Origin of the sequence: Flavobacterium sp. (genome assembly GCF_043722275.1) — a bacterium.
In the GTDB taxonomy this organism is placed as follows: domain Bacteria; phylum Bacteroidota; class Bacteroidia; order Flavobacteriales; family Flavobacteriaceae; genus Flavobacterium.
This window is the reverse complement of sequence record NZ_JAYSPC010000006.1, coordinates 1-12,717: the sequence shown is the minus strand read 5'-3', so window position 1 is coordinate 12,717 and position 12,717 is coordinate 1. Positions and strand designations below refer to the sequence as shown.

Sequence of the window (12,717 nt, the reverse complement as noted above, 5' to 3'; positions counted from 1 at the left end):
AATGTTCTTAGATTTTTTTTTCATAATTTTGTTAATTGATTGTAGTTAATTCGTTATATTCAATCACTTAGTAAATCGGAAATTGTTCGCAGCTCTTTCCGATTTTTTTATTCCTGTAATTTTAATTCTTCATAATTGGTCATGTTTTTTGTGGTTATTTAATTAGTATCTGATTGTTTTTTATGGTGTAATGAATGCCATGAATATCATTGAAATAGCTCATAACCTTCTCAATAGATTCATCGTTAAAACTTGCATTGAATTTTTCGCTGGCTAATTTTTCGTTTTTATTTACAATTGTAACATTGTAACGTCTTTCCAGTTTTGTAATAATATTTTTGAAAGTCATATTTCTAAAAGTCAAACCACCATTTATCCATGAAGTATAAATATCAGTAATGACTGGTTTTGTTGAGATTAAAGTGTTTTCTCTATTGAAACTTCCTTTATAACCTGGTTTTAAGATCGTGTTTTTTGTAGCATCAAAATTTTCGTTTGAATTGTACATTCCCACAGAACCTTCCACCAAAACAACATCTGTTGCAGCATCTTCAGGATAATTAGAAACATTAAAATGAGTTCCTAAAACACGCACATTCAAGGCATCTGCATTTACAATAAAGGGATGCTTTTTATCTTTGGCAACATCAAAAAAAGCTTCACCATCCAGAAAAACTTGTCGGTTTTCACCAACAATAAATTTAATGGGATATTTAAGAGTTGTGCCTGAATTTAAGTGAACAAGCGTTCCGTCAGACAATTGCAACTTGAATTTTTTACCGTACGGAATTTTTATCGTGTTGTACGTTACCTGTTCTAAATCAGAATTGTTTTCGTAAATAATTTTATCTCCGTTTTGATTTCCAACCACATTTCCTTTTGAGTCTTTTACCTGAACCGAATTATTTTCGGATATAATCTGAACTTTTCCGTCTTCTAATTGCAATACAATATCAGTACTTTTAAAGTCGAATTTAGGTTCTGTTTTAGTTGTATTGAAAATTCCTTTTTGATAAGCAAGTCCAATTCCTAATAAAACAACTAAAGAAGCAGCAATCGAAATGTATTTTTTGAAATTTGATTTTTTAGGAGTAATTGCTATCACAGTTTCATTTTCCTGAGTGTTAGCCAAAATGTTTGCAAAAATAGTATTAGCAGTTTGCTGATCCATTTTAGGCATTTCAGTCAAAAGATTTTGAATATCTTCTACCGAAGGAAAATCATCCGTAAGTTTATTTTTTTTATAATAGTCGATTACCTCGTTTGTTTCATCGGGCGTACATTGGTTTAAAACAAACTTTTGTAAAAGGTGTTGCATTTCAGAATTTGAATTCATTACGAATTGATTTAGGTCCGGGTTTTATATAATACAGTTGAAAGCAAGTTGAGTACTACTCAAACGTTGTAAATTTTTTAATTTTAACATATTTGAATGTGATTATTGTTGTGATAAAGCTCGGTAAGTATTGATTTTGTTGAGTTTTTCGATTAAAATATTTTTTTAAAAATATTTTCTTTTTTTTGAGGATAAATGAGTTGTTTTTCATTTCGAAGAAGATCTCCGCAACGTGACTAAACCCGACAGGTTTTAAAAACCTGTCGGGTTTGCTGTTCAATATTCAGTTTTGTCATCTCGACCGGAAGGAGAGATCGCATTAGAAACTCGACAGCAATTTGCTTTTCTTCGAGGAATCTCCGCAACGTGACTAAACCTGACAGGTTTTTAAAACCTGTCAGGTTTACTGTTCAACATTCAGTTTTGTCATCTCGACCGGAGGGAGAGATCACACTAGTAACTCGACAGCAATTTGCTTTTCTTCGAGAAATCTCCGCAACGTGACTAAACCCGACAGGTTTTAAAAACCTGTCGGGTTTGCTGTTGACTTTCAGTTTTGTCATCTCGACCGGAGGGAGAGATCACACTAGAAACTCCGCAAACAAAATCGCCAATCTTTGTAGAATTACGAGTGTGATTTCTCCCTTCGGTCGAAAGGACAAACTTTGCGCTCTTTGTGTAAACCTTTGCGAACTTCACGGTTAGGCAAAAAAAATCACTCTGAAAAGAGTGATTTTGATGGTTAACTTGGTTTTGTGGTTTAGATAATTTCGTCATGAACTTGAAAAAAGACTCGCATTGATTCTAACGCTTTACTCATTTGGTTCCTGACTGTATTGATTGAGATGCCGAGTTCCTGACTGATTTCTTCATAACTCATGCCTTTTTTACGGGACATCTTAAAAATTTGCTTTCGTTTTGGCGGCAATTGTTTCATTGCTTCTTTCCTGAGCTTTTTACAATCTTCTTCACGAATCGAATAATCTCCGTATTCATGTGATTTCTGACTTTCGTAAAAAATCTTTTCTTTCAGCAAAACATCATTTGCAGCTTTGTTGAGGCAGTTAAATGCCTGATTTCTGGCAATGGTAAAAATGTATGCTTTAAAAGATTGTTCGATATTTAAGTTTTCACGATGTTGCCAGACTTTCATAAAAACATCCTGTACATTTTCTTCAGCAGCTTCTTTTGATTTTAATAAACTGATGCTATAACCATATATATCCTGGTAATATAAATCAAAAAGTGAACGAAATGCTTTTTCGTTGCCATTTTTGAGTTCACTCACCAATAATTTTTCGCTATAGTCTTTCGTTTCTAACATTAATTTAATTAGTCGTATTTAAATCTAATTATATTATGATACTATCAAAATGGGTACTCTAATTTGCTGACTGATTAGCAAATATATAAAAATATTATTCGCAACAAATTTTATTAAAAAAAACTTAATTGTATTTTTTTTAATAAAATTTATATATAATCCCAGTAAAGGTACTTCTAAACGGCTCTTTATCAAGCGTGGGTTTTACTAACTGATATTTTGAAATTAATTATTTCGATCTAGAATTATTGCGAATATTCTTATTTAAGATGTTATATCTGATGATTTAGTAATAAGATATCACAAAAAAATCCCTTTATCTTTTTTAAAAGACAAAAGGATTATATAAAAATGAGAAATCTGAAATGTGATTCTGTTAAATAAAATTTTTATTTAGTTTTTCAAATCTTTAATTACTTTAAAAGCAACATCAACCTGATCTTCTCCAACTAAAATAGTAAATTCATTTGAAGTAGAAATTACCTCGTTTATTATAATTCCTTCCCAAGCTAAACGTTGAAAAATGAAATAGTAAATTCCCGGAACAACGATATTTTCCTTTGGTAATTTTACGGTAATAGAAGCTAAATTATCTAATTTCTGAATTAATTTTTCTCTCACAAAGTGCTTTTCAACTAAATGATTTACACTGCTGCTAACAACAATATTAGTTTCATTTACGCCACGAGATGAGGTGTAAAATATATCAGATAAGGCATTTATGTCAGAAATTAAATCGGCTTGTTTGTTTAAAACCGTTTCTGATGCAGCAAAAGTATAATCCGTCAATTCTGAGCGAACGGTAATTTCACCAATATTCTTGATTACCTTATTAATTTTATGATTTAATTTAAAATCTAATTCTTCAGTGAGTCGTTTTAAGGACATTACAACTGCGCCTTGTTTGACTTCTTTACCAAATTCACTTTCTAATTCGGTCATAATGTTCCGGGAAAGAGAGGTTAGGTTAATGATTCCAAGCGATAACGCATTTAATAAAAAGGGTTTCGTTTTAATGTAATTTTCGACGATTGAAGAAACGGTTTTCATAATTTTTTTCTTTTTTTTGTAACTTAATTGTGGTTGTTTGGTGTAATAGCGATGTTATAAATCTTTGCAAATATAAATAAAAAAACAATTTGTTACAAATATAACAATAAAAATTTATGTTAAAAATGATAAAAAGCATCTGTAGATGTTCAATTGCAAATGTTTCACCACTTTTATGAATGGCAACAATATCAAATCTTATATTCAAATCATCACAAAAATCCTTTTCCCTATCGTTTATGTAGGCATTTACTGCTTTAATAAGAAGTTGAATCTTTTTAGGCTTTACAAAATCTTGTGGAGCACCAAATCCAAACTTGATCTGGTTTTAACTTCAATAACTGCTAAAATTTCATCTTTTTGTGCAATAATATCAATTTCAGCCTTTTGAAAAGTCCAGTTTCGATCTAAAATTTTATATCCTTCTTTCTGAAGAAATTCTACAGCAAGATTTTCTCCTTTTTTCCCAAGTTCATTATGTTCAGCCACTTTTAAGTTATGAGTTTTGAGTTATTAGTTATGAGTTTGTTTTGCACGCAAAGACACAAAGTCGCAAAGAATTAAATAAAACTTTGCGACTTTGTGTCTTTGCGAGATTTTTGTGTGGTATTGTAGTTTTCCTTATTCTTTAAGGAATTGTAATATTATTTTTGAAAAGAAACAGTACTTCCTGTTTCGTTGACTTCGATTGTAATAGTGTTTCCCATTATCAAAGCTCGATTGTCCTGAATATGTCCTGCCGGAAAGTTAAAAATTACCGGAATATTATATTTTTTAGTAACATCGTCTACAATTTCAACCGCATTTTTCCCCCACGGAACTTCATTGTCTTTCATTTTGGTCATTCCGCCAACGATAATTCCTTTAAGATTTTCGATACATCCATTACGTCTTAAATTCATCATCATACGATCAATATGATAAAGATATTCGTCAAGATCTTCGATGAATAAAATTTTGTCCTTGCAATCAATTGCTGATGGAGAACCTAATAAACTGTATAAAATAGACAAGTTCCCACCAACTAATTCTCCGGTTGCTTTCCCGAATCTGTTCATTTTGTCCGGCGCCACAGAATAGGATAATGGTTCACCAAACAAACTCGATTTCATAGAACTAATTGCGGTAGGAGTAGCGCGCGGAATCGTAACCGGCATTACGCCATGAATTGATTTATAACCCATTGTATTCAAATGATTGTGTAAAACCGTTACATCACTAAAACCTATAATCCATTTTGGGTGTTGCTTAAACTTAGTAAAGTCTAAAAGATCAACCATTCTCACAGTTCCATATCCGCCACGAACACACCAAATTGCTTTTATATTAGGGTTATCCAACTGATGCTGAAAATCTGAGGCACGTTGCTCATCGGTTCCGGCTAATTGATTAAAGTCAAGTCCAATAGTGGTTCCTACAACGGCTTCTAACCCCCAACTATGCAATAAATCGATGGTAGGTTTTAAGTTATCGTCGACATTTTTTCTGGCAGTTGCTAAAATAGCTATAGTATCTCCTTTTTGTAAATAAGGTGGTGTTATCATATTTTGTTGGGATTGACAGTTGAATGATTGTAAAGCAAAAATAAGAAATACGAATTTACAAAAAGAAAATTGTTTCCTGAAGTTTAAGAGTTTGGTAATATTCATTGTTTCTTTTTGCTTAAAATTATAAAATATTTTAACTTGTTTTTTGAGTTGTTATTAACCGCCATATTTTTTTGTAATTCCTCTAAAATTAAAATTAATCCTTTATCAGCTTCTTCAGATTGTACATTAGCAAAAAGAATAAAAGCTTTGTCAATAGCTTTACAAATATATACTTTGGTTAAAAATGTTCCAGGATTTCCGTTATGAAAAGAATATTTTAACTGATTACTTTCTTTGATCTCAGAATTCCATCCAAAAGAAAATTCAGGCAATCCGTAATGCATTTTATTAAAATCTTGAGCACTTAATATTTTAGATTTCCCTGATAAACCCTGCAATTGCATTTGTGTAAATTTACAATAATCTGGTAAGCTAACATTTATATTTCCTGCTGAAGAAAGCCAATTCAGTTTATAGTTTGTTGCCGGAGCTTCCGGTTGTAAATTTTCGTCATGTCCCCAAGGTTCATTTTCATTTTTTAAATTGGGCTGACCGAATTCAAACTCTATTTTTAAACTTTTACCTAATTCGTATACTAAAGTTTCATAGCTTTTACCAGTAGCTTTTTCAAGCATAAGTCCCACCGCGACATAACTCGGATTAGACCAATAAATTTCTTGTTTTTCTAAAATAGGTTTTTGTTGCAAAAACCAGGCAATAAATTCATAACGTTGTTGCTGATTATTTCCTTTAATTTCTTCCTGAGTTGGTGTATTATTCCCATAAGACCAAGTATTTATATTGGCACGAAAAGTCAAAAAGTCCTGTAATGTGAAATTATAGATTGCGGGATTACTTTTTGATTTTAATTCAGGATATAGATCAAAAAATTTAGTGTTCCATTTTATTTTACCTTCTTTAATCAAAACCGTAGCTATATAACTTGTAATCGTTTTTGTAATTGAGCCCAAACGAAACTTATCTGAAAGATTTGCCTTTAAATAACTATTGATTCTTTGATTTCCTAAAGCCTGAATTTCTACTATAGCATTGGATGAAACGACAGCGTAGGCGAGTTCCGGAATGTTATGTTTTATTCTCACACTATCAATAAAAGCGATGTTTTTCTGTGCATAAGAAGAGCTGAAAATTATAAATAGAATAAAGAATAAAAGATGTTTTTTCATTTTTTTGAATAGGCAATTGAGTCAGCAAGTTACAAGACAATCCGAAATAAAAAAAGTAAAATCAAATAAAATAATTGGAAATTTCCTACAAATTGATTTATTTGTTTAAATTGAGCTTTTTTAAAATATCCGTTTATGAAGCTTATCAGATTATATATTTATTGTATTGCAATTTTTTCATTTTCATTTTTACAGGCACAATCCAAAAAATACACGATTCACAGCGTTGCTTTTTATAATTTCGAAAATCTTTTTGACACGATAAACGATCCAACAACCCACGATGACGAATGGACGCCAAACGGAGCGCAACATTGGACAAAAGAAAAGTACGAACAGAAATTAAAAAATCTTTCCAGAGTTTTGTCCGAAATAGGAACGCCGGAAAATTCAAACGCACCAACATTAATTGGAGGTTCGGAAATTGAAAATCGTGGCGTTCTTGAAGACTTAATCAAACAGCCTAAATTGCAGCATTTCGATTACGGAATCATTCATTTTGATTCACCGGACAAACGTGGAATTGATGTTGCATTACTCTATCAAAAAAAATATTTTAAACCCACATCCTATTCGAATATACCTTTATATATCTATAAAAACAATTTGATTGCAAAAGAGGAAAAAAAGGAAGAAACAGATGATGAAGTCGAAATAAAAACGGAGAATAAAAACCGAATTTTCACAAGAGATCAGCTTTTAATAACAGGTTTTCTGGAAGATGAGGAGATTCATATTATTGTAAATCACTGGCCATCGAGATCTGGAGGCGAAAAAAAAAGTAGTCCGTTTCGTGAAGCAGCGGGAAATTTAAACAGAAGAATTATAGATTCGCTTCAACAAATAAATCCGAATGCAAAAGTCATGACGATGGGCGATTTAAACGACGGTCCGTTTAATAGAAGTGTAAAAGTAGCATTAGGTGCAAAAGCAAAAAAGAATGAAGTTCCGGAATTTGGTACTTTTAATCCGTTTGAAGAAATGGCAAATAAAGGTATGGGAACAATTGCCTTTAGAGATTCCTGGGATATTTTTGACCAAATTATAATAACAGAATCTCTAATAAAACCTGATTTCTCAACATTCAAATTTTGGAAAGCAGGTATTTTCAACAAACCTTTTCTTGTTCAGACTTCAGGACAATATAAAGGATATCCGTTACGCCACAGTTTAACCGAAGTTGGTTTTAGCGACCATTTTCCGGTTTATATTTATTTGATAAAAGAGATGAAATTGTAGAGTCGCAACTGTAGAAATGCACAGCAGTGCGTCTAGGCAAGAAGATAAAACATCTATCAAAAGACGCACTGCTGTGCACCTCTACCCGAAAACTTTTGCTTAACTTAGCTTCATACAAATTAACCTTCAAAAAAATGTCAATAGCAAAGCCCTTCAATCTTACTAAATGGATCGACGAAAACCGTCATTTACTTAAACCACCTGTTGGAAATAAAAATCTTTATGTGGATTCCGGTGATTACATCGTGATGATTGTCGCGGGACCAAATGCGCGAAAAGACTATCATTACAATGAAACCGAAGAACTTTTTTACCAACTCGAAGGAAGTATAAAAGTGATTATTCAGGAAGACGGCGAACGTAAAGAAATGGAATTACATGCCGGCGATATGTATTTGCATCCAGCAAAAATTCCACATTCACCAGTTCGTTCAGAAGGTTCTATAGGTTTGGTAATCGAGCGTAAACGTGCCGGCAAAGGATATACTGACGGATTGCTTTGGCATTGCGAAAACTGTAATCATAAACTCTACGAAGTACTTTTTGAATTGCACAATATTGAAAAAGATTTCCTGCCGCATTTCGAACATTTCTATAATTCATTAGAACTAAGAACCTGCGATAAATGCGGAACCGTAATGGAATCTGATCCTAGATTTGTAGCGAATAAATAATAAATTGAGTCAGCATATCCTAACAGGTTTTTAAAACCTGTTAGGTATCTATACTAGAATAAAGATCTTTGGATAAGGGCTTTTCTTGGAATTTGGACTCGAGCTATAGCGAACAGGCGGAGTAATTTCAAAGTTGGAATTTTAATTTTTTTAGGAGCTATTTCCCGCTATCCGTTACAATCTTTTCCTGGCTAAAGAAGCCAGAAAAAGGATTTTCACTTCTATCGGGGCTAGGGCATCAGTATAAAAAGGACTACATTATAATTTGAGAAGAATCAAATACAAGAATTTTAATAGATTTAAAATATGGAAGATATTATTGTAAATAATTTCAATGAAGAAGATTTTTTGAAGGAATTAAAAGCAGCTATAGAACAAGGTAAACGTAATATTGAAAATGGGGATTTTATAACTCATGAACAAATGCTGGAGGAATTAAGAAATAAAAAGATTATATAAGTACAATTACCCACAATTTTGTCAATTTCGACGCAGGAGAAATCATACTAGTTGATCGACAAAGATTGGCGACATTTTTTGCGGAGTTTCGAGTGTGATTTCTCCCTTCGGTCGAAATGAAAAAGGAAACAAATCCGTTTAATCTAGTCGCAATCTGAAGCTAATTTCACCATGCTTACAACTCAAACTTTTTCCCCTGTTCAGGATAAATAATCTCCAACCCTAAATCATTTTGCTTTTGCAATTGTTCTTTAAGTATTTCGATGTTTTTTGTTGGCGGTTTCAAATGTGTTACAATAATATTGAAACCTTTTAGTGTATCTTTTCCTGACAAATCTGCTAAAACGTGAAGTTCTTTCATTAAATAATTTGGAGTTAAATGTCCAAACAAAAACTGATCAGGTTGCTCATTAGGGAAAGAAACTTCAATAAATATTCCTTTTAATTGTTTGCTTTTTATAAGAGGCGCGATCTCCGTCCAGAGAGATCTTAACTTATCACTTTTTTCTACAGCATCAGGTCCCGTGTCTCCTAAATATAGTACATATGAATCTCCGTTTTTGATTAAAAACGCCGTACTTTCAAACGGGTTGACATGGCTTAGCGGAAAAGCTTTTGCTGTCATGGTTGTATTCGTAATTGGAGTTTCTGCGCCAATATTTAAAGTCTGAAAATGATATTTATTCAATGGTTTTCCAGGACCTTTATCACCAAAATTAGCCCAGGTTTCATCATTAAAATAATGATTTTCCATCATTTGCATACATTTTTCAGTAGCGTAAACGGTCTTAGATGAATCGGCAGGAGAATTAATAATCAATCCCGAAACGTGATCTAAATGCGCATGCGATATAAAATATCCTTTTATATATTTTCGTAAAACTTCACTTGTAGAAACTTTAAAAACTTTATTTTCAATTGCTTTCTCAATTCCTGCATTTATAGTTCCTGCATCTAAGGAAATGAAATCGTTAGTATTAATTGGAGCAACTAAATAAGCCGATAGATTTTTTTCATCAATTCCGCCTTTTATTCCTAATGGAACAACCTGAAACGAAGCTTTTTGCTCTTTTTGAGAAAATGCATTAAATGAAATTAAAACCAAGCAAAACAATAACCGATTGAAATCAGACATATTTAAATAATTTTATGATTACAAATTTCATGAATTAAAGGGAATAAATCGCGGTATATTTCTTTAATTCATTTTTATTAATCCTAAATTTACTTGATTTTAACAAAGGCGTTCGGTTGAAATTCAACTTGAAATAATATCTTTACATAAAAATATAACAATTTTAACTAAAAAAGTTACAATGACAACAATAGCATCGCAATTTGGAATGAATGAGGCTCTGGAAAAATTGGGCATCAAATTGGTAAATGAAGGAACATCGACTGGTGTACAGAATTTTTCTTCGGGAGAAATTTTAGACAGTTTTTCACCGGTTGACGGAAAGTTAATTGCATCGGTAAAAATGTCAACACAGGAAGATTACGAAAAAGTAATGCAATCAGCGACAGAGGCTTTTAAAACTTTTCGTTTAATTCCTGCGCCACAACGTGGAGAAATTGTTCGTCAGTTTGGACAAAAATTACGTGAAAACAAAGAAGCTCTTGGTAAATTAGTTTCTTATGAAATGGGAAAATCATTGCAGGAAGGATACGGTGAAGTTCAGGAAATGATCGATATCTGTGATTTTGCAGTGGGATTATCCCGTCAGCTTCATGGATTAACGATGCATTCTGAAAGACCGGGACACCGTATGTATGAGCAATATCATTCGTTAGGAGTTGTTGGGATTATTTCGGCATTCAACTTTCCGGTTGCAGTTTGGTCATGGAATACTGCTCTGGCATGGATTGCCGGAGATGTTTGCGTTTGGAAACCTTCTGAAAAAACACCTCTTTGCGGAATTGCATGTCAAAATATTATTGCTCAGGTTATTAAAGAAAATAATTTACCTGAAGGAATTTCATGTTTGATTAATGGAGATTATAAAATAGGAGAATTAATGACGGCTGATACCAGAATTCCGTTAGTTTCTGCTACAGGTTCAACCCGAATGGGAAAAATTGTTGCACAAGCTGTTGCAGGACGTTTAGGAAGATCATTATTAGAGTTAGGAGGAAACAATGCTATAATTGTTACTCCGGATGCTGATATAAAAATGACAGTTATTGGTGCTGTTTTTGGTGCTGTAGGAACTGCCGGACAACGTTGTACATCAACACGTAGATTGATTATTCATGAAAGTATTTATGATAAAGTAAAGGACGCTTTAGTAGCAGCTTACAAACAATTACGAATTGGAAATCCGCTTGACGAAAATAATCATGTTGGACCTTTAATTGATACACATGCCGTTGAAATGTATGCAGTTGCTTTGAACAAAGTAGTTGCCGAAGGCGGAAAAATTTTAGTTGAAGGCGGAGTGCTTTCCGGTGAAGGTTATGAAAGTGGCTGTTATGTAAAACCAGCAATTGCCGAAGCTCAAAATTCATTTGCGATCGTACAGCACGAAACATTTGCTCCGGTTTTATATTTAATTAAATATTCTGGAGATGTTGATAATGCCATTGACGTTCAAAATGGAGTAAGACAAGGATTATCATCCGCTATTATGACTAATAATCTTCGTGAAGCGGAAAGATTTTTATCTGTGGTAGGTTCTGATTGCGGAATTGCAAATGTGAACATCGGAACTTCAGGAGCAGAAATTGGTGGTGCTTTTGGAGGAGAAAAAGAAACTGGTGGCGGGCGTGAATCTGGATCTGATGCCTGGAAAATATATATGCGACGTCAAACTAATACGATCAATTACACAACAAGTTTGCCTTTGGCACAAGGAATCAAATTTGATTTGTAGTATTATTTAAATTCATAAAATGTAAAAGGCTTCCAAAATGAACTGCCCCCAAATAGTGTCTAACTTTTTGGGTGCAGTCTAAAAATTGGAAGCCTTTTACTTTTAAGAATAGTTTATTTTTTTAGAATCGTCTGATTAAATGATCCATTATTAGTATATACTTTTACTAAATAAGTTCCAGGAGTTAAATTACTTACATCTATTGTTTCAGTATTTTTATCGGCTGTTTTTACCAGCATTCCTGAAACATTATAGATTACAACTTTTTCTATGTTTTGTTTAGTTGAAATTGATAATGAATTTGTAACAGGATTTGGATATACAACCGGTTTGGTAATTTCCGCTATTTGAGTTTCGTTAAAGTCTGCTGTACGTAATGTAATTCCGGCATAGGCTGTACTTATATAAAATAAGTTTGCAACAGATCCTTTGCTTATTGTATTTGTTCCCGCAGGTATCGATGCAGTAACTATTCCGGCTGACGCAGTGTAAGAAACATTATTAACTTTTACTGTTCCTGTAAAATTAGAATCAAAAACTAAAGTCAATGTTGATGAATTCGTAGTTGTGTACGTTATTGTTGTGCCTGATTCAATTTTTAAACGTTCTGTTAATGTTAATCCATTATACGTTACAGATCCAGCTGTAGAATTCATGTTTCCGGTAATAGTATAAAACGAACTTGTTTTTCCCGAAGTTGTAAAATTATGAATCTGATTTGTACTTGGATTACTTGTCGTTACAGTAATAGTTCCTGATCCTGTTGCTGCTGTTCCGGTTCCAGTTGTGGCGATAGAATAAGATACGGTAACTGTTGGTGTACCGGAAATAGTGATTGTTTTTGCCGAAATATTTTTCATAAAACTAATTCCAGAGGCTGGTAATCCTGTTACTGTTGCGTCTGTAGCAGTTCCTCCCCATGTAAAAACTATAGTGCCAATGGCTGTTCCGCTTGCGACAGTTTGGTTGTTGTTTGATGTAGAAGTAAG

At 32.9% G+C, this 12,717-nt stretch carries 11 protein-coding genes and 1 pseudogene; 4 read left to right on the top strand and 8 right to left on the bottom strand.

Translation table 11 applies throughout. The features are described from left to right. Positions 1-154: 154 nt before the first annotated feature. The 6 genes and pseudogenes from ACHZDT_RS00630 to ACHZDT_RS00605 all read right to left on the bottom strand — a co-directional run bounded on the left by ACHZDT_RS00630 (position 155) and on the right by ACHZDT_RS00605 (position 6,486). Positions 155-1,336, bottom strand: a complete 1,182-nt coding sequence (locus ACHZDT_RS00630; RefSeq protein WP_394772727.1) for a FecR family protein — start codon at positions 1,334-1,336, stop codon at positions 155-157. A 760-nt stretch (positions 1,337-2,096) separates the two neighbouring features. Beyond that, complete coding sequence (locus ACHZDT_RS00625) at positions 2,097-2,660, bottom strand: RNA polymerase sigma factor (RefSeq protein ID WP_394772726.1); 564 nt, start codon at positions 2,658-2,660, stop codon at positions 2,097-2,099. Positions 2,661-3,053: 393 nt separating this feature from the next. Further along, a complete protein-coding gene (locus tag ACHZDT_RS00620; RefSeq protein WP_089477609.1) occupies positions 3,054-3,710 on the bottom strand; it encodes an aspartate kinase in 657 nt (218 codons plus the stop codon). Positions 3,711-3,829: 119 nt separating this feature from the next. Further along, positions 3,830-4,199: pseudogene (locus ACHZDT_RS00615) on the bottom strand (YraN family protein). Positions 4,200-4,354: 155 nt separating this feature from the next. After that, a complete protein-coding gene (locus tag ACHZDT_RS00610) occupies positions 4,355-5,254 on the bottom strand; it encodes an LD-carboxypeptidase (RefSeq protein WP_394772725.1) in 900 nt (299 codons plus the stop codon). A 101-nt stretch (positions 5,255-5,355) separates the two neighbouring features. Beyond that, positions 5,356-6,486: a serine hydrolase domain-containing protein gene (locus tag ACHZDT_RS00605; protein ID WP_394772723.1), complete on the bottom strand. Its 1,131-nt coding sequence runs from the start codon at positions 6,484-6,486 to the stop codon at positions 5,356-5,358. 135 nt (positions 6,487-6,621) lie between these two features. On the opposite strand from ACHZDT_RS00605, the gene ACHZDT_RS00600 reads away from it, so the two are divergent. From ACHZDT_RS00600 to ACHZDT_RS00590, 3 genes are all read left to right on the top strand, one after another. After that, positions 6,622-7,725 (top strand): endonuclease/exonuclease/phosphatase family protein, encoded by a 1,104-nt coding sequence (locus ACHZDT_RS00600; protein WP_394772722.1) that lies wholly within the window; start codon positions 6,622-6,624, stop codon positions 7,723-7,725. Positions 7,726-7,859: 134 nt separating this feature from the next. After that, positions 7,860-8,399 (top strand): 3-hydroxyanthranilate 3,4-dioxygenase, encoded by a 540-nt coding sequence (locus tag ACHZDT_RS00595; protein WP_394772721.1) that lies wholly within the window; start codon positions 7,860-7,862, stop codon positions 8,397-8,399. A 306-nt stretch (positions 8,400-8,705) separates the two neighbouring features. Continuing rightward, entirely contained in the window at positions 8,706-8,858 is a 153-nt protein-coding gene (locus ACHZDT_RS00590) for a hypothetical protein (RefSeq protein WP_394772720.1), read from the top strand. 175 nt (positions 8,859-9,033) lie between these two features. Here ACHZDT_RS00590 and ACHZDT_RS00585 read toward each other — a convergent pair whose 3' ends face one another. After that, positions 9,034-9,993, bottom strand: coding sequence for an MBL fold metallo-hydrolase (locus ACHZDT_RS00585; RefSeq protein ID WP_394772719.1), 960 nt, complete (start codon positions 9,991-9,993; stop codon positions 9,034-9,036). Between the two features lie 181 nt (positions 9,994-10,174). Between ACHZDT_RS00585 and ACHZDT_RS00580 the strand changes: the two genes are divergently transcribed. Next, complete coding sequence (locus ACHZDT_RS00580) at positions 10,175-11,728, top strand: aldehyde dehydrogenase family protein (RefSeq protein ID WP_394772718.1); 1,554 nt, start codon at positions 10,175-10,177, stop codon at positions 11,726-11,728. Between the two features lie 113 nt (positions 11,729-11,841). Here the strand turns inward: ACHZDT_RS00580 and ACHZDT_RS00575 are convergent. Continuing rightward, positions 11,842-12,717, bottom strand: an 876-nt coding sequence (locus tag ACHZDT_RS00575; RefSeq protein ID WP_394772717.1) for a T9SS type A sorting domain-containing protein, incomplete at its 5' end; no start/stop codon positions are given.

What these genes read in the sequence shown, in the direction of transcription:
- ACHZDT_RS00630 (WP_394772727.1), bottom strand. Translation starts at nt 1,336, where the DNA reads ATGAATTCAAATTCTGAAATGCAACACCTTTTACAAAAGTTTGTTTTA.
- ACHZDT_RS00625 (WP_394772726.1), bottom strand. Translation starts at nt 2,660, where the DNA reads ATGTTAGAAACGAAAGACTATAGCGAAAAATTATTGGTGAGTGAACTC.
- ACHZDT_RS00620 (WP_089477609.1), bottom strand. Translation starts at nt 3,710, where the DNA reads ATGAAAACCGTTTCTTCAATCGTCGAAAATTACATTAAAACGAAACCC.
- ACHZDT_RS00610 (WP_394772725.1), bottom strand. Translation starts at nt 5,254, where the DNA reads ATGATAACACCACCTTATTTACAAAAAGGAGATACTATAGCTATTTTA.
- ACHZDT_RS00605 (WP_394772723.1), bottom strand. Translation starts at nt 6,486, where the DNA reads ATGAAAAAACATCTTTTATTCTTTATTCTATTTATAATTTTCAGCTCT.
- ACHZDT_RS00600 (WP_394772722.1), top strand. Translation starts at nt 6,622, where the DNA reads ATGAAGCTTATCAGATTATATATTTATTGTATTGCAATTTTTTCATTT.
- ACHZDT_RS00595 (WP_394772721.1), top strand. Translation starts at nt 7,860, where the DNA reads ATGTCAATAGCAAAGCCCTTCAATCTTACTAAATGGATCGACGAAAAC.
- ACHZDT_RS00590 (WP_394772720.1), top strand. Translation starts at nt 8,706, where the DNA reads ATGGAAGATATTATTGTAAATAATTTCAATGAAGAAGATTTTTTGAAG.
- ACHZDT_RS00585 (WP_394772719.1), bottom strand. Translation starts at nt 9,993, where the DNA reads ATGTCTGATTTCAATCGGTTATTGTTTTGCTTGGTTTTAATTTCATTT.
- ACHZDT_RS00580 (WP_394772718.1), top strand. Translation starts at nt 10,175, where the DNA reads ATGACAACAATAGCATCGCAATTTGGAATGAATGAGGCTCTGGAAAAA.